We start from the raw sequence: 24,060 nt of genomic DNA, 5'->3' as shown, positions 1-24,060 counted from the left end.
CTTTCCTCCTGCAAAAAAAGCGGGCGGGAATCACCCGCCCGCTTTTGGGATTATAAACTTATTTAAATGCGGCTATACTTTCTTCAATCTTCGCAAGCCTTTCTTTATGGCGCTGCAATTTTGCTTTTTCCCCTTGAACAACTGCAGCCGGTGCTTTCGCCACAAAGCCTTCGTTTGCCAGCTTGCGGCTGATCATATCAATATCCTTCAGAGCGCTTTCCTTTTCTTTGGCCAACCGGGCCAGTTCCTTTTCCTTATCGATTAACTCGTCCATTGGGATAAAGATACGGGCCGCGTCGGTCACCACCTGAACCGCGGTATCCATTTGGAAGCTGTCTCCAACCTCTACGCTGGCCGCGCTGGCCAAGCGCACAAAGAAAGGTTCTCCCTGTTGAAATACTTCCTTGTCCTGAGTAACAATATATACATGAGCCTTTTTAGAAGGCGGAACGTTCATCTCCGCGCGGCGGTTTCTTACAGCGCGGATAGCATCCATCACCTTTTCAAAATCCTCTTCTTCCTCTTCAAAACAGAGATTTTCATCATATACCGGCCACTGGGAGATCATAATACTCTCTCCTTCATGGGGCAGCGCCTGCCAAATCTCCTCGGTGATAAACGGCATAAATGGATGAAGCAGCTTTAAAGTATTGCTCATCACATACACCAGGATTTTCTGTGCTGCAAGGCCGGTTTCCCCGCCCTGAGACAAACGGGACTTGGTCAGTTCAATATACCAGTCACACAAGATATCCCAGATAAAATCGTACAGCTTCTGCACCGCGATTCCAAGCTCAAATTTCTCCAGGTTATCCGTAACCTCTTTCACCAGGGAGTTAAACTTACTCAATACCCAGCGGTCTTCAATATTAAGGTTCTGCGGAAGCTCTCCCTCTTTTACGTCATCCGACAGGTTCATCATAATAAACCGGGCGGCATTCCACAACTTATTAGCAAAATTACGGGACGCTTTTACCTTGTCGTCTGAGAAACGCATATCATGTCCCGGCGCATTTCCAGTAGCCAGCGTAAAGCGCAGCGCATCCGCTCCATACTGGTCACAGATTTCCAAAGGATCTATGCCATTTCCCAAAGATTTGCTCATCTTGCGCCCCTGCGCATCCCGAACCAAACCGTGAATAAGCACGGTATCAAACGGGGATTTCCCCATATGCTCAATACCGGAAAAAATCATTCTGGCAACCCAGAAGAAAATAATATCGTAACCGGTAACCAAAGTGTTTGTCGGGTAGAAATATTTTAGTTCCGGGGTTTGCTGCGGCCAGCCCAGGGTACTGAAAGGCCAAAGAGCAGAACTAAACCAGGTGTCCAGCGTATCCGGATCCTGCGTCAATTTTTTGCTGTGGCATTTGGGACATTCCCCAGGCGTATGTTTAGAAACAATCACCTCACCACATTCATCGCAGTACCAGGCGGGGATGCGATGCCCCCACCAAAGCTGACGGGAAATACACCAATCTTTGATATTTTCCATCCAATGATAGTAAATCTTGTCAAAGCGCTCTGGGACAAATTTTGTTTCGCCCTTTTGTACCGCTTGGATGGCAGGCTTGGCCAGAGGTTCCATTTTAACAAACCACTGTTTGGAAATTGTCGGCTCTACCGTGGTAGAACAACGGTAACATTCCCCTACGTTATGGTTGTGTTCCTGTACCTTTACCAAAAGGCCCAGTTCCTCCAGCTCTTTTACAATAGCCTTGCGGCATTCATAGCGGTCCATCCCCTGGAATTTTCCGCCGTTTTGGTTAATGGTAGCGTCGTCGTTCATCACATTGATCACAGGAAGATTATGGCGCAGCCCCACTTCAAAATCGTTAGGATCGTGAGCCGGAGTGATTTTTACCACGCCGGTTCCAAACTCCATCTCCACATAACTATCGGCAATAATCGGAATTTCTTTATTCACAATCGGCAGAAGAACCTTTTTGCCGATCAAATGCTGATATCTTTCGTCCTCTGGATGGACAGCAACCGCAGTATCCCCCAACATGGTCTCCGGACGGGTTGTAGCGATCTGCAGGTATTGGTCGGTGCCCACAATAGGATAATTGATGTGCCAAAAATGTCCTGCCTGTTCTTCATATTCCACTTCCGCGTCAGAGATGGAGGTTTTACAATGAGGACACCAGTTGATAATGCGCTCGCCCCGGTAAATAAGGCCTTTTTCATACAGTCGGACAAACACTTCCTTTACCGCTTCAGAACAGCCCTCGTCCAAGGTGAAGCGTTCCCTCTCCCAGTCGCAGGAGGAGCCCAGCTTTTTAAGCTGCTCCACAATCCGTCCGCCGTATTTTTCTTTCCAGGCCCATGCCCTCTTCATAAACTCTTCTCGGCCTATTCCCTCTTTGGTGAGCCCTTCTTTTTTCATCGCCTCCACAATCTTCGCTTCCGTAGCGATGGAGGCGTGGTCGGTGCCGGGCAGCCATAAAGCGCTTCTGCCCTGCATACGGCGCCAACGGATCAGGATGTCCTGCAAGGTTTCGTCCAAAGCATGTCCCATATGAAGCTGTCCGGTAATGTTCGGCGGCGGAATAACGATTGTATACGGTTCTTTTTTGGGATCGACCTTGGCGTGAAAATAATTTCCATCCAACCAAAACTGATAGGTCCTATCCTCCACCTGTTTGGGATCATATACCTTGTCCAATTCCTTACGCATGTTGTTTCCTCCAGTAGTTTACAAACTTTCAATGTGTACTATTATAGCTAATTTGCCCTCAAATAGCAAGAAAAATCAAGGGCCGCGGCCCTTGATTTTTACCTTCTAGGATAGGGTTTTTTCTCATTGGTCAGCCCCATTAAGTAATCGACGCTGGTACCATAATAAAGCGCCAGTTTTTCCATGACCTCCAAAGGCGGCTCTACTTCCCCGGTTTCATACCGGGAATAGGTCTGTTGTTTACAGTGGAGGTACTCGGCAAGATGTTTTTGCAGCAGATCATTGTCATCACGTAAATCTCGAATTCTTAGTTGCATCAAATCACCTCTTTTCTATTATAATACTCATTTTTTGTGTATGGTTTTATACGCAGAAACTGTGTATAAAACAAACGTCAGGACAATTGCTTGTCCTGACGTTTGTTTTATTTCCCTATATAAATCAGCGGATCCAAAAACTTGGAGCCCACTCGTATCTCAAAATGTACATGGTTGCCGGTGGAGTTGCCGGTGGAGCCTACCTTTGCAATCTGTTCCCCCTGTTTTACTGTCTGTCCTACCTGGACGGTGAGGAAAGAATTATGTCCATACAGGGTTTTTACCCCTTCCCCATGATCGATTATTACACAATAGCCATACTCCCCATACCAGCCGGCCATGACCACTGTCCCGCCGGCGGAAGCATATACCGGCGTACCTCTGGGCGCCGCCAGATCAATTCCCGTATGTCCCGTGTAATCTTCCATATCTGCACTGAGCCAACCGGAAGGAAGCGGATTTTCAAATGTCACATTCCAAGATTTTCCCTCCAAGGTTTTTGTACGAATCACCCGACTTCCCCGTTTAACGACTCGGTTCACCGGCTGGGAAATATCCTTGGTCTGTACCATCACCGTTTTTATTGGCTGATCATTTATATACACCACTTGCGCGGTAATCTCCCGAACCCCATTTCTCCCTTCACTCACCAGTTCCGTATACCCTTTAAAATAATTGGGGTCGTCCACATAAGTAGTTCCATAAGGAATTTCCTGTTCTGTTACCTCTGTTTTAGTCACCTTTACTTCCAGCGACGGATTTGCTGCTGCCACAGCAGTCCGGCCGCGCGGACTACTGCTCAGTACAGAAGCGATTTCTTCCACGTCCGAAACCTGCTGCGCAGGATAAACCCCAGACTTGAGCTGAATATGATTGGTAAACTCTACCCCCTGGGTTTCTTCATCTGTATAAGTTTCCAGCATCGTGTCCAGTTCGCTTAACAAATCCTGCGGCTCGGTAGTAGCCCCTACCAGTATTCCGTCAACATACAGCCCGCTGGCCTCTACGCTTTCCTTTGCGCCGGCTTTTACCAGCTCATCGGAAATCTCCTGAGGATCGGCAGTTTCTGCCTCAGGCGCCAGCGCTACCGCCATCTTTGGCTCCAAATCCAAAGATGGCGCATCGGACGCAGTCCCCGCGGCTTGCGCCGCGAGCGCTGGCGCCGCCACCCGCTGCTGCACTTGCTGCTGTACTTTTGTAAATTCTGTTTCATCTTTTACGTAGCCAACTTTCGTCCCGGAATATTCTACCGCTACTACAATATTCTGGGGAGAAAATAGACTAAAGCTAAAAAACAGTACTACCGTTCCCATGGCGGGAAAAAGATAATTTTCTATCTTGCGATGAGGTTTTGGTCGAAGAGAATTTCTTTTCTTCGGAAAAGAAGTTGTATGGATCCACCTCTTTATTCGCTTTATTATTTTCCGATTTTTTCGTATAATCTGTGCCCCTGTCAGATAACACAAAGCACCTAATTTTGTCATTGCCCCTGCTGTCCGCTTTTCCTTTTTGACGGCAGGAATGAACATACATCAACCTCCCTTTACATTATCGTACAGGTAAGATGATATCGTCCAATTATGAACAAATTATGAAATCCTCAATTTATTTACGAGGGGTTTACATTATTGGAAATATATAAAAAGCCCTGTATCCCAAGGCTTGGAAATACAGGGTTTATTTATAGATTTATGAACAATATTCCAACGCTACCTGAGCGGCAGTCGCCGCGTCGGGCGTATACCGATCCGCGCCGATGGTCTCACAGAAATTCTGTGTTACCGGAGCGCCGCCAATCATCACTTTTACCTTTCCATTTAAAGATGATGTCTTTACCAATTCCACCACCCGCTTCATTTCATTCATAGTAGTGGTCAGCAAAGCGGAACAACAGATAATCGAGGCTTCGTTTTCTTGAGCGGCGGCAACATATTTTTCCGCCGGAACATCCACCCCTAAATCAATAACTTTCAGCCCCTTGCCTTCCAGCATCAGTTTAACCAAATTTTTTCCAATATCATGAAGATCCCCTTTTACCGTACCGATAACTACCGTTCCTTTTTCTTCCACGCCAGCGTCTACCAGCAGCGGTTTTAAAGCCGCGATCCCGGCGTCCAGCGCGCGGGCGGCAAGAAGTACTTCCGGCACAAACACCTTATTAATTTTAAATTTCTCCCCAATTACATTCATCCCCTCAAGAAGGCCCTCTTCCAAAATCTGTTTAGGGCTAATCCCTTCTTCTATCGCCAAAGCAACCTTGTCTTTTACGGCAGGGGCTCTTCCTCGCTGTACTAGCAGGCTCAATTCTTCTAAAACAGCCACAATCCCCATCCTTTCCTGTCTTTACTGCTTTATTATGATATCCTAAATTTTACATAAGATCAAGAGAAATCCTGTAATCTCCACATTGTTATTTTTTTGATGATATAGTATAATAAAAACAAAGCGAGGTGGGCTTATGCAGTGCAAGTATTGTTCCAAACAAATTGTTGATGACAGTATCTATTGTTCCTACTGCGGCAGAGAAGTTGAACTGGAGCGGGAGGAGGACTTACATAAACAAGCGGACTGTATTATTCCCGGCGCGCCTAAAAAGCATTGCGCTGTCTGTGGCAAATCTTTGCCCAACAGCACGGTTTCAGACGTGTGTGCCCTATGCACGATCAAACAGCGCAATCAAGAACGCGCCGAGCATCTTAATGATCCCCCAAAACAAACCTCTTATCAGCCAAAAGATCGATACGATATCTCGGATGAATTTGATAACAGTGTGTTTGAGCAAAATAAGAACTCCTATTACCGCGGAGAAGAAGAGTTTTCCCTGGAGGAGGAGTATTCCCGGCCAAAGAAACGTTCCTTTAAGCAGTCTTTTCCCCATGACCCTGCTAAAAAATCGAAAAAAGGCTGCGCCGCTCCCGCGGTTGTAATTATTATCATTGTCATTGTTGGATTAAACTTGGTCCTTGATGTGGCAGGCGGTATTTTGGGCGCCTTTTTCGATCGTATACCAGAAATACCGGCGCAAGAAGAGGCGATTGCCAGCGTGCCGGCCGAAGCAGAAGCAAGTTATGAGGAGAACATCCAGGACATTTATGATCTGTCCGAATTTGAACCGGATGCCCAAGAAATCAGCCAAATCATGATCGGTGATTATTTTACCGACGCAGTGGATATGGTGGAGTATGATTTTGATACAGAAAGTCAGCTTTATACAGAAGGCGCTTACGTATATTATAGCGGAAGGATCGCTTACGAACAGGACGGCGTTTCCCATGACGATTATTTCGTAACCGGCTTTGTGGTATCCGAAACTTATTATTATCCTCTTTATCTGGAGATTGGATATGAGGTTTGTTATGATTACCGCAATGAAGTGGATAGCAATGGCTGCGTCACCTGGGAGGGGGCTTATAATCTGAATTTAACCGAGGGGGATCCTATTTTGGACGAACCCATTCTATTTTTCCAATAACAAAAAACGTTTCAAAGCCAAAGCGCTTTGAAACGTTTTTTTATTTGGTACGCCCGCTGGATTTTATCCATCTTTTCCTTTCCCGCATATAATGAATAAAAACAAGCAACGCCATCGGGAAAAGGAGAGAAACCATGCCTATTATTTACTTAAGTCCTTCTACACAGGATTGGAACCATTATGCCAGCGGCGGTACGGAAGAGTATTATATGAACCTGATCGCTGACGCTATGGAACCTTACTTACGTTCCAGCGGAATTCAGTTTGTCCGCAATACCCCAGATATGACCGCAGCTAGTTCTATTCAGGCGTCTAACGCCGGGAATTATGATCTGCATGTAGCCCTTCATTCCAACGCCGCCCCGGAAAATGAAGCTGGCACCCGCCGCGGTTCAGAAGTATATTATGATCCCCGTTCCTGGCGGGGAAAACGGGCGGCGGAAATTATCGCCGCTAACCTGCGCCGGATCTATCCCCTTCCCGACCTGGTGCGGGCCTTGCCTACTACCCGTCTGGGGGAGGTTACGAAAACCCGGGCGCCAGCAGTACTGATTGAGTTTGCCTATCACGACAATCTGGAAGATGAACGGTGGATAAAAGAAAATATCCAAAAGATTGCCATGAATGTGGTCCAGTCTCTGACAGAATATTTCGATATTCCGTTTATCCCTGCCCAGCAGCCTAGAATTGGAATTGTAAACACCCAATATACTGGGTTAAACGTTCGGGAAAAACCATGGATAGGATCAGAAATTATCGGCCGGTTGTACAAAGGAGAAAAGGTCACTGTCTGGGGCACCTGGAACGGATGGTATGTAGTTCAAAGCGGAAATTTGGTGGGATATGCCGCCGGTCAGTATATCGCCCTGCAGTAAGCCTGCTGCGCTCTTGTAGGCATTAATATTGACAAAGAAAGTCCCCCCGGATAAAAACTGTCCGGGGGGACTTTCTTACTTATCCAGCAAATCTTCTAAGTTTTTCATAGCTTCTTTCATCTCCTGCAACAGTGAGTTAACATAAGGCGTGTTGATTTCTGAGCTGGATACCGCCTGTTCCAGCTCTCTGATTTCGTTGTCTAATCTTTTTGTCATCTCTTGGTTTTCCATTGGTATTCGCCCCTTCCTTTCATTATATTTTTAACCCAGAAGGATGTGGCTTTTTCCAATTTCTCCCCCAAAAACAACTTTTAGCTGCGTTAACCCATTCGCTATTCCATTTTTAACAAAATCCGTATTACCCTAAGCGCGGTTGCTTTTTCCTCATCGGAAAGCTTGTCCCATGCTTGTTTATATTCTATGTACTTTGGTGTTTGTACAATGTCCGCGTTGACGATCGGCTGATCATGCAATGGCATTATAGAAACAAGTTCACTAAATGTAATCCCAATCGTATCCGCTATATATTCCAAAGTTTCCTTGGTAGGGTTCTTCACCTTGCCCAATTCTAATTTGCTAATATAGGAGGAGCTTAAAAAAGAACGTGCCGCAAATTTCTCCTGCGTCATTCCATGTTTCAATCTGTATTCACGTATTTTTTGCCCCACTTGAGATATGTCCATTTTATCAGCCTCCTCTCAAATATATAATACCAGAAAATTTTAACTAAAATTATTTCCATATAATACTAGAAATATATTACTAAATTTTTATGACAAACTAGTTTTATATAAATCAATTAAAAACAGCATACCACTCCTATAAAAACTTCGATTATATCCTGTAAAGGCAGAATAATATCTATACCACTTATATAATAAACCCACTATAAAGGTGCAATATTTGTCGAAATAGGTCGAATTTTTTCGTTAGATATAACAAAGTTTATTAAATTTATTGATGCCCAATTTTTATAAATTTTTTCTAGTTTTTCCCTTTGATATTTTAATATTTTATCATCCAAACAATATGTGTTTCTCTGATTATACAAAAAAGGCTCCCTGTGATATCCATAGGTACACTTTCTGACCTATGGATATCACAGGGGGCGAGTGAGGTGTCCAGCTTCGCTTGGACGCCTTGCTTTTTATGCGGGGATCTCTGTAGGCTGCTCATCAGACTGTCTTTTCCGTATCTCCTCGAAGAGCGTCCTGTTTTCTTCCGGATCGTAGGGAAGGTTCGGCGCAGGCTTGATGCGCGGTGTTTCCTCACAGGAGAGCGCCATGCTGTCCGCCGCGCCGATGTCCCTATAGACGATTCGAATGCTTTGCTCAAAACTAAAGGTTTTTTCATGATCATCCGGGGCATGACCCATTTCTCGCGCAGCGCCGCAGCAAGCACGAATCTACTACCGCGACATCGGTCTGGTGGATAAACTGCCTCAGAGCATGGCCGAAGCTGTGAAAGAAGAATTGACTGATGAAGTTGCGTGAACAAGAAAAGGGTGGCTGTGCCGCGGCACAGCCACCCTCCACAGGAAACAAATATTAACTTGTTTGGGTGGACTCACAAATTGTCCCTACGAAACGCTGGAGAAGTCTACGCGTCTTTTTTAGATTGCGTTATTTTGCAACATGCCTATTTTTTCAAGGAATTTAGAGGAGAGGCCATTAAGCAGTTTCCCGCAAAAAACGTTCGATTTCCTCCAACGTCCCTACCTGTTGAGCTCCAACCTTGCGGCAGCAAAAGCTTCCGCAGGCATTGGCAAATCTACCGATCCGCTCAAGTGGCCAACCCTGCAGGATGCCATACCCGAGTCCGCCCATGAAAGCATCTCCCGCACCCGTGCTGTCCTCGGTTTTAACCTGAACCGCCGGGACACGAACCATTTTGTCTGCAGTTGCCAGGAGGCTGCCCTGTTCACCCAAGGTGAGCGCCACCAATTTAGGACCTTTGCGCAAAATCTGTCTGGCTGCATCTTCTGGATTCTGTGAGCCGGTCATGCCGCTGGTGATACTCCAGCCAGATTTGAAAATGTCGGTATTTTCGACGAGAGTTTCGAGTTGTTCTTTGGTTCCAAGACCGTTTTTTTCGATGTAGATTTGAACATCAACATCGTAATCTATTGCAACCGGAACGCCGTTTTCCTTCGCAATCATCACGCCCTCCAGCACCGGCGCAAGCGGAAGCTGGCAAAGCTCTGAATGAAACAGGCGTGCGCTGCTAATTACCTGTGTATACTGCTCACAGACTGCTTTTGCCGTGAGCTTACTGGTGATATTCGAACACATATAGATCGCACGATCGCCTTTTTGATCCACTGCGATCCAAGTCAGAGAAGACATCGCTCCGGGGATAATCGTAACAAAATCTGTATCCATTTTTTCAGCCGCAAACGCATCCAAAATGTATTGTCCATTACTATCGTCGCCGATTTGACCAATCCAAACAGTTTGCAGACCCAATCGAGCCGCCTGCACCAAATTATTCGTGGTTGGCCCCCCAAATCCCGGAATGACTGACTGGACGTTTACCTTTTCTTCTGGGCCGATGATTTTGGGAACTTTTGCAATATAATCTACTAGGCAACTCCCCAAACCGACAATATCATAGCGTTTCATCCAATCCCCCTTTTTCATTTGCTGCACGCATACATGCTACCAGATGTCCGTCACCCATGTCTGTGAAAGACTGCGTAATCTTTCCGCATGCTTCTGTTGCAATTGGGCAACGGGTATGTAGCGGACATCCAGGCGGTGTGTTGATAGGGCTTGGAATCTCTCCGGACAACTGCGACGGTTGATGCCGTTTGCTGGGATCCGGATATAGTACCGATTGAAGCAATGCTTTGCTATATGGATGCATCGGATGGCTAAAGACCTGATCAACGGTTCCTGTCTCAACGATTCTCCCCAAATACATGACGGCTACATGATGACAGAAATCTTGCACAGTACTCAAATCGTGCGAAATAAACAGGTAGGTCAAGCCTTCGCTCTCCTGGATTTCATACAAAATCTTCAGAATTTCCGCGCGAACAGAGATATCCAGCAGTGAAATCGGTTCATCAAGTACCAGAAAAGCCGGCGAGGTTGCAATTGCGCGGGCGATGCCGACCCGTTGCTGCTGCCCCGGGGTAAGTTGGTGCCGGTAGGCTTTGGCCATTTCCGGGTCAAGCTTGACCTTTCGCAGCAATTCTGTGACTACCTCATCAGGGTTCCTGCCTGCCAGTGTCCCTGCAAGGCGAATCGGCTCCAGCAGTAAAGAGCGAATGTTCATGCGGGGATTGAGCGAATCAAAAGGGTCCTGAAAAACCATCTGCATGCGTGGCCGCCATTTTTTTCGAAAATCCTTTTCGGAAAGCTTCGCAAGATCTTGCCCTTCGCAGAGAATTTCTCCACCTGTCGGCTCAGTCAACCGCAGAATACACCGCCCAATGGTCGATTTGCCAGAACCGCTCTCCCCAATAAGTCCCAAAGTTTTTCCTCTGGGGAAGCGCAGAGAGACATCATTGACAGCAATTAGCACCTGTTTTTTCGAACGGGTATTGAAATGCTTGGACAGATTTTTGATTTCCAGATAGGTTTCGTTTGTCACGATTCCCTCTCCTTTCCGGCCAGATGGCATTCGACCCAATGCCCGGGCGCAATCTCTGTTTTCGGCGGCGCTGTACGGCAGCAAATCTCCGTGCAATGCTTACAGCGGTTTTGCAGCAAACAACCCTGTGCCGAGATTTCGTGACGAGCTGACTTTGCGGGATTGACCTCATCACAATATTCCCGAGGAACACCGGGCGTTGCCGCAAGCAGCGTGCGCGTATACGGATGCGCCGCCATTTGCAACAGTTCTTCCACCGAATCACTATATTCTACAATTCGTCCCATGCACAAGATTCCCACTTTTTTGCAGTACTGCGCAACAATTCCCAAATCATGGGTAACCATGATTGCCGAGCTATGCGTCTTGTGCACTTGTGCTTCAATCAAATCCAGTATCTGAGATTGTACCGTCACATCCAAACCGGTCGTTGCATCATCTGCAACGATCAGTTTTGGATTGTTGATCAGCGCCATCGCAATCAGTACCCTTTGTGCCATACCGCCGCTAAGTTCGCTTGGCAGCACATGCAAACGCTTTTCCGGATCGGGAATCTGTACCATTTCCAGCGCTTCCACCGCATGCCTGCGCGCCTCCTCCTTTTTTGCATCCGGATGCGCCGAACAGTAACGATTCATAAGCTGTGTGCCAATAGGAACAATCGGATGAAGCATCCCTTTGGGATTGTTGGGAATCACGCCAACTTCACTGCATCGCAGGTTGCGGAGCGTTTCTTCATCCATCTGAAGAACATCTGCGCCCTCGAACCAAACTGCACCACGGTCGATGCGTCCGGTTTTTTCCAGCAGGTTAATCATTGCGGCAATTGCGACCGACTTTCCAGAACCACTCTCACCGACAATGCCGACAATATCACCATGCTCCACCTCAAGGGAAAAACCAGTCAGTACCCGAACAGTTTCTTTAGTGGTATAGAAATTTACAAACAGCTCTTCGGCTTGTAACAACTTGTCCATACGTCAGCTCCTCTTGGTTGGGTCGAAGAAAATCTGGAGGCCGCCGCCTACCAGAGCAAATCCCAGCGCAGTAATTACAATAGCCAGTCCCGGGAATACACTGCTCCACCATTCCCCCATAATGATCGTGGAGGCTCCTACCGCAATCATCGCACCCCATTCAGGGGTCGGCACAGCCACACCAGCCCCAATAAAGCTTAGTCCTGAAGTCATCAGGATCGCCCAGCCGATGTTGACCGAAGCCTGCGTTAATGCGGAACTGATTACATTTGGCAGCACATGCCGGAAAAGGACCCAGGTTTTTGAGCCGCCTACGCAAATGGCCGCTTCTACGTAAGTGCGGTTTTTCACCGAAATAACATTGCCGCGTACCAACCGCAGGTAAATCGGGATGTTTAAAAACGCGATGACATAAATGACATTCTGGATTTTCTGCCCGGTTACTGCCACCAGCGCCATTGCGAGTACGAAGGGAGGAAATGCCTGCAAAAGGTCTGCTACGCGCTCAATCAAAGTAGACAGCCAGTTATCCCAAAAGCCGGTATACCCTCCGAGTATAATTCCTATCAACAAAGAGCTCGCTGTACCAACCAATGCGATGGTCAAATCGATTCGAGGCGCATAGATCACACGGGAGAAGATGTCCATACCATTGGGATCTGTCCCGAAAATATACTCAGCGCTTGGCGCTTGCCGCACCGCGGCAGGATTTGCTTCAAATGGGTCGTAAGGTGCAAGGATCGGCCCAAATATCATCAAAAACACACTTACCAGAACGATAAGCAGTCCAATGGTAAAGCCGAGATGTGTACGCATAAAAATCAGGAATCTTTTCCATTCGGAGATGGGTGCTCCATCCCCCGGGACACCGGTTTGCATTTTTTTCATATCCATAATCCCTCTCATGGGCGTTGTCTTGGGTCAACAATCATATAGATGATGTCAACCGCCAAATAGATGAACAACGAGAACACAGCCGCCAGCATCAAAAATCCCTGCACGGCGAAATAATCCTTGTTGATAACCGATTGTACCGCATACTGGCCGAAGCCACCCCATCCAAACACTTTTTCAACCAAAACTGCGCCGCCGAGCATAAACCCGTAATACACCGCAATGATCGTTACAATCGGGGGCAATGCAGTGCGGAACGCATATCCGACCACATATTTCTTTTTCATACCACACATGCGCGCATAATGTACATAATCCGAATCAATCGCATCCCGCATTGAGGTGCGAGACATCTTTAGGATCGGCCCTATCAGTGCAATCGAAAGCGTCAGCACCGGCAAAATCAAATGGGAAACGGCAGAACGGAACATTGCCATGTCTCCAGTAAGAAAGGTATCGATCAGAATCATACCTGTTACCGGTGGCGGTGTGGAAAATTGTAGATCCAAACGCCCAATCGGTGCTGCAGCAATGCCTAGACGTACATAAAAGACATAAATGAAAAGCAGGCCAATCCAAAATTCCGGCAGCGCACCTGCAATTGTTGCAAACCCGCTGGTGACGCGGTCAACGACTCCTTTTGGCTTCAGCGCCGCAATGGAGCCTCCGATGACACCAACAATAATTGCTATCAGCATGCTCAGTGAAATCAGCTCCAGCGTAGCGGGAAAACGCACAGCCAAATCACTGGTGACCGGGTTGCTGGTATACCATGAATTTCCGAAATCACCCTGCAAAATATTCTTCACGTACATAATAAACTGTGTGGGCAGCGGTTGGTCCAACCCCAACCGCGCTTCGATTGCCGCAACCGTCTCCGGTGTAGCCAACGATCCCGCCATTGCTGTTGCAGGGTTTCCGGGCAAAAGACGCACCAGCAAAAACGCCACCAATGTAATGCCCAAAAGCTGGGGAATCATAATCAAAAGCCTTCTGCAAAGGTATTTCGCAAATCTTGCCAATGCGCACCCTCCCTCAAAGTGTTGTAATTTTGATATCGGCAGCTGTCAAATCTGACATCTGCCTGTTTTTTCAGAGATAATTAGCTTTTGGAAACAAAGTTCCAACGGATATCTTGCAGCGTGTGCCAAGTGATTCCATCAACATTTTCCCGTGCAGTATAATGCCAACCGGTTTCCGCGATGTAAATCCACGGAGCCTGCTCCATCAGAATCTTCTGAATCCCGAGATTCGCCTCGCTGCGCTCTGCTGGATCAAGGGTTGAAACATTCTGCATGTATAGGTTGTTAAGCTCAGGATCATCGATATTGCTGTGATTAATACTGCTGCTGCCGACCGCCCAAAGCGCATAGCCGAACACACCATCAGGCAATCCAGGCATATCCTGCCAAATAGACATCGGGAATTTGTTTTCGAGGATCTGCGTGTAGAAATCCCCCGTAGGCAGCTGCACAATATTCATCGTGACGCCCAGCTTTGCCAGATTGGTCTGGAACATGACCAACATCTGAATGTGCTCGTCAACGCCTGCGTCAACATAACAATCGAACGTAAAGCCATTGCCATAACCGGCCTCTGTAAGTAATTCTTTGGCTTTGTCCAGATCGGTGGTATAATTCCACGTCTCATCGCCGAAATAGTCCGGATAGGTAGAAGGGTTCATACTCTTCGCCTGAGAAGCCATGCCAAACAGAACCGATTCCAGAACTTCATTATATGGGAACGCATAGTTCATTGCCTGCCGCACCAGCACATTTCCGAGGATCTCATCTTCCACATTCATCTCGATGTGGCAAATGACGTTGCTGTCATAGCTGTGAACCTTGACGCCCGGAACATCTTTGGCCTCGATGAGCTGCCGCGTCGGGAGCTGTTCGACCATATCGACTGCGCCCGACTGGATGAGCGCCAACCGGTTTGCTGCGTCAGGAACCTCTTTGTAGATAACCTTTCGAATCGGCTGTTTGCCGCCCCAGTAGTTCGGGTTCTCCACAAAGACAACCTCCTGGCCGGCATTCCAGGTTTCGATAATGAACGGGCCGTATGCGCATGCATTGTTGGCCAACCATTCAGTCGCCCAAGGATCGCTTTCTGTTACATGCTTTTTGGCTTCTGTCGAGTCGAAAATGCCGTTGAACGCGTGACATGCCCAAGTTTCCAGCATCGGATTTGGTTCTTCGGTGGTAATGCTTACCGTGTAATCATCAATAACGGTGACCTGCTCAACATCATATATCTGTGCGACAACCGTGCAGAAGAATGACATAACCGCATCCAGCGCAAGACCGCGTTCAATCGTCCAGCGAACATCTTCCGCGCACAGTTCATTTCCATACTGATTTTTTACGCCCTTGCGCAGATAGAAAGTAACCGTTTTCCCATCCTCTGAGCGCTCCCATTTCTCCGCAAGACGGCCTTCCAGCTTGCTGAAATCCTGCATCCATTCACCGTCTTCATTTTGGACCTGCGGGAAAGCAAGCAATGTATCCATCGTATTGCGAAATGCCTGCATGGATTCGATAGAGTTGTGGAAACTCGTATCGATTCCCTGCGGGGTTGCCTTTGCAGCAACCGTCAGGGTTTCCTGCGGAGTGATTTCGTCGCCGGCAGGAGCCGCCGCTTCTCCGCTCTGGCTTGCTGTGCTTGCAGCTCCGGACGCAGCTCCAGAACTTGCAGAGCCGCCGCATCCTGCCAAGAGGGAAAGCAACATACACAATACGAGTGATAAGGCTGTAATTCGTAATTTCATTTGCTTTTCTCCTTTTCTATTTGGATTGAGTTGATTTTTTCTTTCATATCCTGAACAGTGGGCCCTACCGCACAGGACTGCTTCCCAGATGTTTTTCAAGCGATCGGCTCGGGCTTTCGGATTTGCAGCGGCATATTTCGGCTGCGCAGGATATAATCTGCCATCCCCTTTGCCATTGCTTTATGCAGCGCCTCGCCGCGCTCGACAGTCGCCCACGCCACATCTCCGCGAACGCCGTCCGGTCCCCGATATGCACGAAATTCTTCCGGTGTATCGTAGTAAATAGCATGATCGTTGTCTAAAACAAAATGATCCAGATTTGGCATTTGTTCAGCAGGGGAATTCTTAAAACTCCCCTCATCCACCAGCGACCGGTCAATATACATCATATGTGCCGTCTCTGTTCCACAGGCATGAGATTGGATATTGCGGTTTCCCTCACTCAACTGCACCTGTTCCTCCATCCCAAAATACGACGGATCCAAAACCGCCGCAAGAGCGCCTGTCTGATAGCGCAGACGGGTACAAGCAATCTCCATCGGGGGCAGGTTTTCCCGCCGATGTCCGTTGATGATATAAAATCGTTCAAATCCATGAACCATCAGCGATTCACACAAATCAATCAGGATATCTGTCAGTGTCTCCGCACGGACGGTCATGCTTCCGGGGAAAGCGAGCATCCGGGGGGCCCATCCCAACCAAACAGGGGGAGCAATCAGGGTGTCTGTCAATTCAGCTACCGTTTCCGCCAGCGCGATGGCAACATAGGTGTCGTTGCCCATCGGAAGATGTGGACCATGCTGTTCAGTCTGTCCGCAGGGAATGATTATAGATTTCCCACCGCGATTCAAATAAGCCTCCACTTCCATCCAGGTCATATTTTGGAGCCACCGATGCCCACAAAAATCAATTTTTCTGTTCACAATGTACTCCTTTCAAACGATACAGGCGTTGGTGTTCAACTCTGCCGGGCGGTTGCTATGCTCGCGAATAAATGCCTCCATTCCCGTGACAACCGCTTCGTGATAACTCTTTCCTCGTTCAGCAGTTCCCCAGGTTACTGTACCACGCACACCCTTTTCTCCTCGCAATTGTCTAAACTCCGCAGGCGTGTCATAGAGCAAAGCTTTGTCTTTCATGACATATTGGTCAACATTCAACTGCTTTTCTTCTGGGGTATCTTCAAACAAATCTTCGTGTACAAGCTCCGGAACAACATACAGCATGTTGGCGGTTTCAATACCGGCTGCATGCGAAAGCAGGTTCGCATTTCCATTTCGCAGCGCAACCTGCGCTTTCATTCCGAAATAGGAGGGGTCTAAAATCGCAATCCAGGCATTGGTTTTATACCGCACCTTTGCGCAGGCGATTTCAATCGGCGGCAGATTTTCCCGCCGATGACCGTTAAGTACATAGATTCGTTTGAACCCCTGGTAAGCCAATACCTCCAGGCAATCAATCAACAATTTCTCCAACGTGCTTGCACGCAAGGTCATACTGCCCGGAAATGCCTGCATCCGCGGCGCCCATCCTACCCATATTGGAGGTGCAATCAATGCGTCTACACGTTCTGCTAAAGAATCTGCCATTGCCATCGCGGCGTATGTATCTGTACCCATTGGGAGATGCGGACCGTGCTGTTCGGTCTGCCCGCAAGGAAGGATGATTGTATCTCCTCCCTGCTCCAGATAATCCGCGACCTGCTTCCATTTCATATTTTGCAGCCATCGCGGACCTGTAAAATCAAAACTGCACTGCATCTACCCATCCTCCTCATTTTGATTGACTTTATTTTCCTACAAGGGTTGTCTTATATACATACCGAATCAGCGTTTTTTCCGAAAGAATCGGGTGATTTGATTCATCAAACGCCAATCGTTTTCGACTGATAACCGGCGTACCCGCCGCCGTATTCAGCAGCGCCGCCTCTTCTTTGCTGAGCAAAACAGCGGTCACTGTTTCCACGGCGCGAACCAGCTTGATTTTATAAACTTCCCGCAATATATAATATAAGGACTGTTCTTTTCCTGTTTCTGCGAAGTCTTCATATTGCAGGTTTGGAACGAATGTACTGGAAATATAATCGTAGTTGATCGAAACCGGGTCATCATTCAAATAACGCAGTCGATAAATATAATGCGCCCTTTCGCCTGGTGACATTTTCAATTCCTCTGCAATATGCCCATAGAGCGGAACGGTTTCAAAGCACAGGATCCTGCTGCGCGGTTGATAACCGCTCTGCCGAAATTCTTCGGTAAAGCTTGTAAGGAACCCATTGGAATATTCCTCAATCTTAGGCTGGCAGACAAATACACCCTTTGGTCTGTGTGCTTCCACAATGTTTTCGTGGATCAACTCAGAAATGGCTTTGCGGATGGTTGTCTGACTTAAACCGTAAATTTTCCGGAATTCATGTTCCGTTGGCAGTGCATCCCCTGGCTTTAGCTCACCACTTTTGATTTTCTCATGAATCAAGTTGATCAATTGATAATACAGCGGAATTGGATTGCTCTTATCAATAATTGGTTTTCCCTTTTTGCTATTTTCCCATACCATGTCGAATTCTCCTTTGATGTAGATATCTTATATCTATTTTATAACATGATATCGTAAATTTCCATAATTTGAGGAGTAAAATATCAACAAAGCACTAATGTAATATTGTATTATAGTAATAATATAATATTATTAACATGCCTGTCAACAGAATTAAAAAAGATTGGTTGTTTGAATAAATTTATTTATGTAAATTTTGTTAATTTAACAAAACAAACCCGTTCTTATGTATTGAGATCTAAAATCGACGGATGTACAGCTGTGATTCTGCAAGGGAGCTGCCCGCCCGCCGGACGGGCAGGGGTTAAAAATTTCGTGTCACTGGATAAAGCTATCACCAAATGCAACAAAAAATTCTCCTAAAACGCAGTGAAAGCCTGAAGATTTGACCTTCAGGCTTTCACTGTTGCGTACCGGCTACCCCATAGTTCAATTTTAGTACTTGTGGGGAAGGCCCCGCTCGGCGGGGCCTTTTTTATTACTCAAAACCTCAAACTGTTCTACTTTCTGTAAGCAATTTCTTTGTCAATTTTCGCTACCAAAGAGTATACCGTATCCACCATGTTTCCTACATATAGCTTGCCTGCCTGTGTGATCGCCTGATATGCCTCCCATTTATCCCAGCCCAGTTCCACCAGCCATCCCAACAGTTCGCAATAAGCAATACGGGCCGCGTCTTCCATAGGTTTGGCGCTTCCTACGCACATTAATTCAGTAGGGCTTTCAATTCTGGGCCATAAAATCTTGTGGTGTTTGATTAGATCAAACTTTAAGGTTACTTTGGCAGTAATCTCCATAGCTACCCCGCATACTTCCCCTTCTCCCTGTTTGGCATGAACATCTCCGGTAAAGAAATACGCCCCCGGCACTGAAACCGGCAGATATACAATATTTCCCGGTTTTACATCCGGCACGTCCATATTTCCTCCGTTTTCAAAGGGGCTGATCGTTTTAATCACTTCCACTGCATGGGAGGTGGCGATGGTTCCTAAAAATGGTTCCCATTTAAAAGAAAGTCGACTGTTGTAAGTGTAGTTTCCATTTTCATCCCGTTTGTAAATATAACAGGGGTCAGGCAGCGGTTCATGCAGCATCCGGGTGGTACGGGTGCTCACCAGTCCCCCAAAATTCGGATTAAAACAGCTGGCGGCAAAATCCCGGGTAGCCTCAATGTCGATAATTTCCACCTTCAACATATCCCCTGGCTCCGCGCCTTCAATTTTAATTGGTCCTGTTTGCGGATTATCTCCCTTTAAGGTTTTAAATACTTCTCCTGCCCGCTGCTTATTGCTGACGATTTTATTACTGAACGCGTCCATCGTATATAATGCGACTGTTTCCCCCGGCTGGACGGTAGCTACCGGCTCTATGTAAGGGGTAAACACATAGCTATATTGATCGTCGGTTAATTTTATTTCTCGCATAGCTTAAATCCTCCTTACGCTCAATTAAACAGTAAGATAAGAGGCTACTGTATCGTTATCCAGCAATTCTTCCCGAGTAAGATTTCCTACAATAACACCCTTATCCAAGGCATACGCCCGTTGAGAAATACTTTGAATCAGCTTTAAATGCTGTTCTACTAAAAGAATAGTAATGTTCATTTCTTTACTGAATTTAGAGATAATTTCTCCAATCTGATTGACAACATTGGGCTGCACCCCCTCTGAAGGCTCATCCAGCAGGATAATTCTCGGTTTTGCCACCAATACCCTGGCAATAGACAGCATTGCCTGTTCTCCGCCGGAAAGAGTACCTGCCTTTTGTTTGCTGCGGGAGAGCAATATAGGAAAATATTCATGGGCAATGCTTAAGTCTTTGGATTTCTTCATATTGTTGATCCCGAGTCCGATCTTCAAATTTTCTTCTACGGTCAGTGCCGGGAAAATACCATGCCCCTGCTCCACATAGCCCACTCCATCCGCCGCCCGGGTATAGATTGGTTTTTTAGTGAAGTCTTTTCCGTCTATCTCAATCTTGCCCGCCATAGGCCGAATAGCTCCCATAATCGTTTTCATCAGGGTGGTTTTTCCAACCCCGTTTCTGCCGATGATAGATACAATCTCCCCACTGCTGATTTCAATGTCAACCCCACGGATTATCTGAACTTTTCCATAACCTGATACTAGGCCTTGTACTTTAAGCATCCACTCGCCTCCTATTGCCATTAGTCTTCGCCCAGATAAATCTGGATGACGTCTTTATCGGCTTCAATTTCTTCCAAGGGGCCTTCTTTGAAAATCTTACCGCAGTGCAGAACGGTTACCCGTTTGGCTATCCTGCGTACAAAGTTCATATCATGGTCAATAAAAATTACCGTTATCCCTTGGGCGTTAATTTTCTTTACTAATTGGGCGGTAAACTCCGTCTCTTCCGGCCCCATCCCCGCCGCCGGCTCGTCTAAAAGAAGCAGTTTCGGGCGAAGCGCCAGAGCCATGGCGATTTCCAGCCATTGCTGCTGGCCGTGAGACATATTTTTCACCAAGGGATTGCCAAGGTCCTGGATTCCTACAAAATGAATTAGCCGCTGAATTTCAGCCTCTACTTCCTGTTGGGAGACATGTTTTTGGAGTGCAATTCGGATATTATCATACAAGGACAGCTCTCCAAATACGCCTGGGATCTGCATTTTTATGCTGATCCCCCGATATGCCCGCTGCCACATCTTTAGTTTGGTAATATTCTTTCCTTCATAAATAATCTCGCCTTTGGTGGGAGGATATTCTCCCATAATCATACGAAAAATCGTGCTTTTTCCTGCACCGTTGGGGCCGATCAGACAATGAAGCTCGCCTCTTTCGATGCTCATATTTACATCGTCATTGGCCTTAATTCCGCCAAAATATTTTGACAGTCCTTTTAATTCCAATATGGCGTCAGTCATACACGGGTCCCCTCCTTTTGCGTACTCTTGGTGAAATGTTCTTTGACAAACTGGTCAATGAACTGAAAGGCGGTGTCGATAATCCCATTGAGTACAATAAGGACCACCAAAATCAGGATCGCGCCCAACACTACATATGTAATCATCGGTGGAAACTTTGATCTTTCTGTTGGATCTATCTTATCTTTCTCTACCGTTTTGGTTATTCAGCTATTTAATATTATCGGACCCGTAGCTGCTATGCTCGCTGTTGTGTTTATGGGGATCCTGTTCGGATTGATCTCGGGACTTTTAGTGGGCTACCTGCGTCTAAATTCTATGATTGTCACCTTAGGGATGATGGGAATCGTGCAGGCGCTTACCTACTTTGTTTCAGGGGGAAAAAACAGCGTGCTTAAAAACGCTGAAACCAGTTGGTTTTTACAGATCGGCCAGGGATTTGTCGGGTTTATCCCCACCTTGGTCGTCATCTGCCTGATCACTGTGGCTATTTTTGAAATTGTTTTAAAACGTACGGTATTCGGCAGCCAGTTGATGTCGGTAGGAGGCAACCAGATTGCCAGCAGATTTTCCGGAGTCAACGACCGTAAATTGGTAACGCTGACCTTTATCTTATCTGGAATGATGACCGCCATTGCCGGGATTATGCTGGCGTCCCGCGTTGGTTCCGCCCAAAACGCTATCGGCGAAGGATATGAAATGGATGTAATCGCCGGCGTCATTTTGGGAGGCGCCAGTCTTACCGGCGGCAGCGGCAGCGTAGTAAAAGCGTTTATCGGCATTTTAATTTTGCGGGTATTAGACAACGGCTTTGTTATGATGGGGCTGCCCTATTCTACCCAATGGCTGGCAAACGGTCTGATCATCTTAGTGGTAGTATGTGTGGACCTGCAGTCCAAAAGAGCAAAAATCCAAGGAAAGGGAGGCGGCAAAGCATGAGTAATCTCTTTACTTGGATAACTGAAAAATTTCGAAAAAATACGATTATTCCTATTTTTCTGATTGTTTTTCTTGTGTGTTCCTTCTTTATTGATAAGTTTTTCTCCTTAGGCAATTTTGTGAATATCTTGGGCCAAAATGCGGAAAAAGGGATTTTGGCCGCAGGAATGACCTTTGTTATCCTAAACGGTTACTTTGACCTTTCTGTAGGCACCCTCATGGGACTTACCTCCTGCCTCACCGTAGGACTGACTCCAGTAATCGGACTTATTCCCTCTATCCTGCTGGCTTTATGCCTGGGAGCTGCGGTGGGACTGATCAACGGACTGTTAGTAACCAAACTGAAAATCAACGCGTTCATTGTTACTTTGGCTGGAATGACGATTTTCCGCGGCATTACCTATATGTACACCCAGCAGACGGTCCGAGGCAGTTCCAAAGCCTTCTATGAATTAAGCCGGGGAAGTTTCCTTGGCCTGCCCAACCCAGTTTGGATCTGTCTGGCTTTCATTCTTCTGGGGCAGGCGGTTCTGTATTTCACCCGCCATGGGCGTAACACTTACGCTGCGGGGGGCAATATGTCCTCTGCGCAAAATGCCGGTATCAATGTAGACAGAACAGTCATTCTCAACTTTGTAATCTGTTCTTTCTGCGCGGCGGTAGCCGGCGTGATGTACGCTTCCAAATTCAATTCTGCCTCCCCTACCCTAGGCTGGCCGGACGCCCATATGCTGGCGATTGCCGCCGTAGTATTGGGCGGCACCAAGCTTTCCGGCGGGTACGGAAATATGTTTTATACCTTAGGCGGTCTGTGTACCCTGGGCATGATCAACAATGCGATGAACCTGTTAAAACTTTCTTCTTACTATAACACCCTGGTTATGGGAATTATCCTGATCATCGTGCTATATATGGATATCGTTCTGCGGGAACAATCCGTTCCTTCCAAACGGGCTAACATTCCAGGAGCGCCCAAAAAGTTACAAAAGGAATGAGCCTTTCTAAGGTTCAATATAAAAAAACAAGAAGAGGAGAATTTCGATGAAAAAAGTAGTAGCCCTTATTTTATCCGCACTTATGATTCTTACCTGCGTGGCAGGCTGCGCTTCCAGCACTGACAGCTCTACCCCCGCCCCCAGCAGCAGCGCCGACCAGCCCGCAAGCGACGCTTCCAGTGAAGCCCCTGCCGACGGCGAAAAAGAAGTAGTCCGTATTGGTATGTCCGCCAATAACATCGGTATTGACGACTACCAGACCAAATGTGATGAACTGCTTCGGGAATATGCTTCCACCTTGGAGGGAGTTGAATTAACGGTTTTGGACGCCGCTGGCGACGTTAATACTCAGATCAGCCAGATCCAGGACTTTATCCAGCAGGATATGGACGCCATCATTGTGTGGGCCACCGATTCCGTTTCTGTTATCCCTGGCTTACAGCAGGCTCAAGAAGCGGGTGTTCCCATCATGTGCACTAACAACCCCATCGATCCCAGCGGCGAAGAGTATCTGACCGCCTTTGTTGGCCCGGACCATTACCAGGAAGCGGTTATGTGCGCCGAAATGCTGGCGGATATGTTCCCGGACGGCGCTAATGTTGTTCAGCTGACCGGTACCCCCGGCTACGACGTTTCCACCTGGCGTCAGGACGGATTTGAAGCCAGCATTCCAGAAAATATCACCATCCTGGAAACTCAGAACGCTGACTGGAACCGTGAAAAAGCACAGCAGCAGATGGAAAAGCTTATCCTGAAATATGGCGACCAGATTGACGCTCTTTACGCGGCGGACGACAATATCGCTATCGGTGCTTACAATGCTTTGAAAGCTGCCAACATGGATATTCCCATTATCGCCTGCGCTTTTATCGGCAATGAAGAGGGCGTAAAATGTATGGAGGACGGTATCATCGATGCCTGTGTTCTCCAGTCTCCTTTCCCGGAAGCTCCAGCAGTAATGGATACCGCCGTGAAAATTGCGAAAGGCGAAGAAGTAGAATTCCTGACCCGGTATGACCTGTATCCTGTAACCTCTGAAAATGTTCGTCAGGTGATCACCGACAATGGATTTGAAGTCTGGAAATGATTTAACCATCTAAGCCG

General features: G+C 47.1%; 24 protein-coding genes. 5 read left to right on the top strand and 19 right to left on the bottom strand.

The window, feature by feature from the left end:
- Positions 1–58 precede the first annotated feature (58 nt).
- The 4 genes from H8705_RS02930 to H8705_RS02915 all read right to left on the bottom strand — a co-directional run bounded on the left by H8705_RS02930 (position 59) and on the right by H8705_RS02915 (position 5,319).
- On the bottom strand, positions 59–2,680 hold the full coding sequence (locus H8705_RS02930) for a valine--tRNA ligase (protein ID WP_262394366.1): 2,622 nt from the start codon (positions 2,678–2,680) through the stop codon (positions 59–61).
- A gap of 98 nt (positions 2,681–2,778) precedes the next feature.
- Positions 2,779–2,997 carry a helix-turn-helix domain-containing protein gene (locus H8705_RS02925; RefSeq protein WP_262394365.1) on the bottom strand — a complete coding sequence of 73 codons (219 nt, stop codon included), beginning with the start codon at positions 2,995–2,997 and terminating at the stop codon, positions 2,779–2,781.
- Between the two features lie 107 nt (positions 2,998–3,104).
- Positions 3,105–4,526: a peptidoglycan DD-metalloendopeptidase family protein gene (locus H8705_RS02920; protein ID WP_262394364.1), complete on the bottom strand. Its 1,422-nt coding sequence runs from the start codon at positions 4,524–4,526 to the stop codon at positions 3,105–3,107.
- A gap of 160 nt (positions 4,527–4,686) precedes the next feature.
- Positions 4,687–5,319: a corrinoid protein gene (locus H8705_RS02915; protein ID WP_392392061.1), complete on the bottom strand. Its 633-nt coding sequence runs from the start codon at positions 5,317–5,319 to the stop codon at positions 4,687–4,689.
- Positions 5,320–5,455: 136 nt separating this feature from the next.
- On the opposite strand from H8705_RS02915, the gene H8705_RS02910 reads away from it, so the two are divergent.
- Positions 5,456–6,469: a hypothetical protein gene (locus tag H8705_RS02910; RefSeq protein WP_262394362.1), complete on the top strand. Its 1,014-nt coding sequence runs from the start codon at positions 5,456–5,458 to the stop codon at positions 6,467–6,469.
- A gap of 134 nt (positions 6,470–6,603) precedes the next feature.
- Positions 6,604–7,344, top strand: coding sequence for an N-acetylmuramoyl-L-alanine amidase (locus H8705_RS02905; RefSeq protein WP_262394361.1), 741 nt, complete (start codon positions 6,604–6,606; stop codon positions 7,342–7,344).
- A 75-nt stretch (positions 7,345–7,419) separates the two neighbouring features.
- Here H8705_RS02905 and H8705_RS02900 read toward each other — a convergent pair whose 3' ends face one another.
- The 15 genes from H8705_RS02900 to H8705_RS02830 form a co-directional block, all read right to left on the bottom strand.
- Positions 7,420–7,560 carry a hypothetical protein gene (locus H8705_RS02900; RefSeq protein WP_262394360.1) on the bottom strand — a complete coding sequence of 47 codons (141 nt, stop codon included), beginning with the start codon at positions 7,558–7,560 and terminating at the stop codon, positions 7,420–7,422.
- A gap of 116 nt (positions 7,561–7,676) precedes the next feature.
- The gene (locus tag H8705_RS02895) at positions 7,677–8,027 is read right to left on the bottom strand and encodes a helix-turn-helix domain-containing protein (protein WP_262394359.1); all 351 of its coding nucleotides are present in this window, start codon (positions 8,025–8,027) and stop codon (positions 7,677–7,679) included.
- Positions 8,028–8,491: 464 nt separating this feature from the next.
- Positions 8,492–8,719, bottom strand: coding sequence for a hypothetical protein (locus H8705_RS02890; RefSeq protein WP_262394358.1), 228 nt, complete (start codon positions 8,717–8,719; stop codon positions 8,492–8,494).
- 295 nt (positions 8,720–9,014) lie between these two features.
- The gene (locus H8705_RS02885; protein WP_262394357.1) at positions 9,015–9,965 is read right to left on the bottom strand and encodes a carbohydrate kinase family protein; all 951 of its coding nucleotides are present in this window, start codon (positions 9,963–9,965) and stop codon (positions 9,015–9,017) included.
- Positions 9,952–10,941, bottom strand: a complete 990-nt coding sequence (locus tag H8705_RS02880; RefSeq protein WP_262394356.1) for an ABC transporter ATP-binding protein — start codon at positions 10,939–10,941, stop codon at positions 9,952–9,954. The genes H8705_RS02885 and H8705_RS02880 overlap by 14 nt, the downstream gene beginning before the upstream one ends.
- Positions 10,938–11,918: an ABC transporter ATP-binding protein gene (locus tag H8705_RS02875; protein WP_262394355.1), complete on the bottom strand. Its 981-nt coding sequence runs from the start codon at positions 11,916–11,918 to the stop codon at positions 10,938–10,940. Before H8705_RS02875 ends, H8705_RS02880 begins: the two co-directional genes overlap by 4 nt.
- Before the next feature lie 3 nt (positions 11,919–11,921).
- A complete protein-coding gene (locus tag H8705_RS02870; RefSeq protein ID WP_262394354.1) occupies positions 11,922–12,806 on the bottom strand; it encodes an ABC transporter permease in 885 nt (294 codons plus the stop codon).
- A 14-nt stretch (positions 12,807–12,820) separates the two neighbouring features.
- A complete protein-coding gene (locus H8705_RS02865; protein ID WP_262394353.1) occupies positions 12,821–13,834 on the bottom strand; it encodes an ABC transporter permease in 1,014 nt (337 codons plus the stop codon).
- An 80-nt stretch (positions 13,835–13,914) separates the two neighbouring features.
- Entirely contained in the window at positions 13,915–15,582 is a 1,668-nt protein-coding gene (locus H8705_RS02860; protein ID WP_262394352.1) for an ABC transporter substrate-binding protein, read from the bottom strand.
- 95 nt (positions 15,583–15,677) lie between these two features.
- The gene (locus H8705_RS02855; RefSeq protein WP_262394351.1) at positions 15,678–16,505 is read right to left on the bottom strand and encodes a creatininase family protein; all 828 of its coding nucleotides are present in this window, start codon (positions 16,503–16,505) and stop codon (positions 15,678–15,680) included.
- A 12-nt stretch (positions 16,506–16,517) separates the two neighbouring features.
- Positions 16,518–17,342, bottom strand: a complete 825-nt coding sequence (locus H8705_RS02850; protein ID WP_262394350.1) for a creatininase family protein — start codon at positions 17,340–17,342, stop codon at positions 16,518–16,520.
- 28 nt (positions 17,343–17,370) lie between these two features.
- A complete protein-coding gene (locus H8705_RS02845; RefSeq protein WP_262394349.1) occupies positions 17,371–18,138 on the bottom strand; it encodes a GntR family transcriptional regulator in 768 nt (255 codons plus the stop codon).
- Between the two features lie 500 nt (positions 18,139–18,638).
- The gene (locus tag H8705_RS02840) at positions 18,639–19,562 is read right to left on the bottom strand and encodes an acetamidase/formamidase family protein (RefSeq protein ID WP_262394348.1); all 924 of its coding nucleotides are present in this window, start codon (positions 19,560–19,562) and stop codon (positions 18,639–18,641) included.
- A 24-nt stretch (positions 19,563–19,586) separates the two neighbouring features.
- Positions 19,587–20,285 carry an ABC transporter ATP-binding protein gene (locus tag H8705_RS02835; protein ID WP_262394347.1) on the bottom strand — a complete coding sequence of 233 codons (699 nt, stop codon included), beginning with the start codon at positions 20,283–20,285 and terminating at the stop codon, positions 19,587–19,589.
- A 20-nt stretch (positions 20,286–20,305) separates the two neighbouring features.
- Positions 20,306–21,022, bottom strand: coding sequence for an ABC transporter ATP-binding protein (locus H8705_RS02830; RefSeq protein ID WP_262394346.1), 717 nt, complete (start codon positions 21,020–21,022; stop codon positions 20,306–20,308).
- Positions 21,023–21,109: 87 nt separating this feature from the next.
- On the opposite strand from H8705_RS02830, the gene H8705_RS02825 reads away from it, so the two are divergent.
- Genes H8705_RS02825 through H8705_RS02815 form a run of 3 tightly spaced genes read left to right on the top strand, consistent with a single transcriptional unit; the run spans position 21,110 to position 24,043 of the window.
- Positions 21,110–21,961, top strand: a complete 852-nt coding sequence (locus tag H8705_RS02825) for an ABC transporter permease (RefSeq protein WP_262394345.1) — start codon at positions 21,110–21,112, stop codon at positions 21,959–21,961.
- Complete coding sequence (locus H8705_RS02820; protein WP_262394344.1) at positions 21,958–22,956, top strand: ABC transporter permease; 999 nt, start codon at positions 21,958–21,960, stop codon at positions 22,954–22,956. Before H8705_RS02825 ends, H8705_RS02820 begins: the two co-directional genes overlap by 4 nt.
- A 46-nt stretch (positions 22,957–23,002) precedes the next feature.
- Complete coding sequence (locus tag H8705_RS02815) at positions 23,003–24,043, top strand: sugar ABC transporter substrate-binding protein (RefSeq protein ID WP_262394343.1); 1,041 nt, start codon at positions 23,003–23,005, stop codon at positions 24,041–24,043.
- Positions 24,044–24,060 lie beyond the last annotated feature (17 nt).

Source organism: Youxingia wuxianensis, from assembly GCF_014385085.1.
In the GTDB taxonomy this organism is placed as follows: Bacteria; Bacillota; Clostridia; order Oscillospirales; family Ruminococcaceae; genus Youxingia; species Youxingia wuxianensis.
Note: the sequence above shows the minus strand (reverse complement) of the source record. Positions and strands in the feature narration are given on the sequence as shown.

Excerpts from the sequence above, each read along its gene's own strand:
- H8705_RS02910 (WP_262394362.1), top strand. The coding sequence starts at position 5,456 with ATGCAGTGCAAGTATTGTTCCAAACAAATTGTTGATGACAGTATCTAT.
- H8705_RS02925 (WP_262394365.1), bottom strand. The coding sequence starts at position 2,997 with ATGCAACTAAGAATTCGAGATTTACGTGATGACAATGATCTGCTGCAA.
- H8705_RS02850 (WP_262394350.1), bottom strand. The coding sequence starts at position 17,342 with ATGCAGTGCAGTTTTGATTTTACAGGTCCGCGATGGCTGCAAAATATG.
- H8705_RS02920 (WP_262394364.1), bottom strand. The coding sequence starts at position 4,526 with ATGTTCATTCCTGCCGTCAAAAAGGAAAAGCGGACAGCAGGGGCAATG.
- H8705_RS02930 (WP_262394366.1), bottom strand. The coding sequence starts at position 2,680 with ATGCGTAAGGAATTGGACAAGGTATATGATCCCAAACAGGTGGAGGAT.
- H8705_RS02890 (WP_262394358.1), bottom strand. The coding sequence starts at position 8,719 with ATGGGTCATGCCCCGGATGATCATGAAAAAACCTTTAGTTTTGAGCAA.
- H8705_RS02860 (WP_262394352.1), bottom strand. The coding sequence starts at position 15,582 with ATGAAATTACGAATTACAGCCTTATCACTCGTATTGTGTATGTTGCTT.
- H8705_RS02815 (WP_262394343.1), top strand. The coding sequence starts at position 23,003 with ATGAAAAAAGTAGTAGCCCTTATTTTATCCGCACTTATGATTCTTACC.
- H8705_RS02885 (WP_262394357.1), bottom strand. The coding sequence starts at position 9,965 with ATGAAACGCTATGATATTGTCGGTTTGGGGAGTTGCCTAGTAGATTAT.
- H8705_RS02875 (WP_262394355.1), bottom strand. The coding sequence starts at position 11,918 with ATGGACAAGTTGTTACAAGCCGAAGAGCTGTTTGTAAATTTCTATACC.
- H8705_RS02845 (WP_262394349.1), bottom strand. The coding sequence starts at position 18,138 with ATGGTATGGGAAAATAGCAAAAAGGGAAAACCAATTATTGATAAGAGC.
- H8705_RS02835 (WP_262394347.1), bottom strand. The coding sequence starts at position 20,285 with ATGCTTAAAGTACAAGGCCTAGTATCAGGTTATGGAAAAGTTCAGATA.
- H8705_RS02830 (WP_262394346.1), bottom strand. The coding sequence starts at position 21,022 with ATGACTGACGCCATATTGGAATTAAAAGGACTGTCAAAATATTTTGGC.
- H8705_RS02905 (WP_262394361.1), top strand. The coding sequence starts at position 6,604 with ATGCCTATTATTTACTTAAGTCCTTCTACACAGGATTGGAACCATTAT.
- H8705_RS02895 (WP_262394359.1), bottom strand. The coding sequence starts at position 8,027 with ATGGACATATCTCAAGTGGGGCAAAAAATACGTGAATACAGATTGAAA.
- H8705_RS02840 (WP_262394348.1), bottom strand. The coding sequence starts at position 19,562 with ATGCGAGAAATAAAATTAACCGACGATCAATATAGCTATGTGTTTACC.
- H8705_RS02820 (WP_262394344.1), top strand. The coding sequence starts at position 21,958 with ATGAGTAATCTCTTTACTTGGATAACTGAAAAATTTCGAAAAAATACG.
- H8705_RS02870 (WP_262394354.1), bottom strand. The coding sequence starts at position 12,806 with ATGAAAAAAATGCAAACCGGTGTCCCGGGGGATGGAGCACCCATCTCC.
- H8705_RS02900 (WP_262394360.1), bottom strand. The coding sequence starts at position 7,560 with ATGACAAAAAGATTAGACAACGAAATCAGAGAGCTGGAACAGGCGGTA.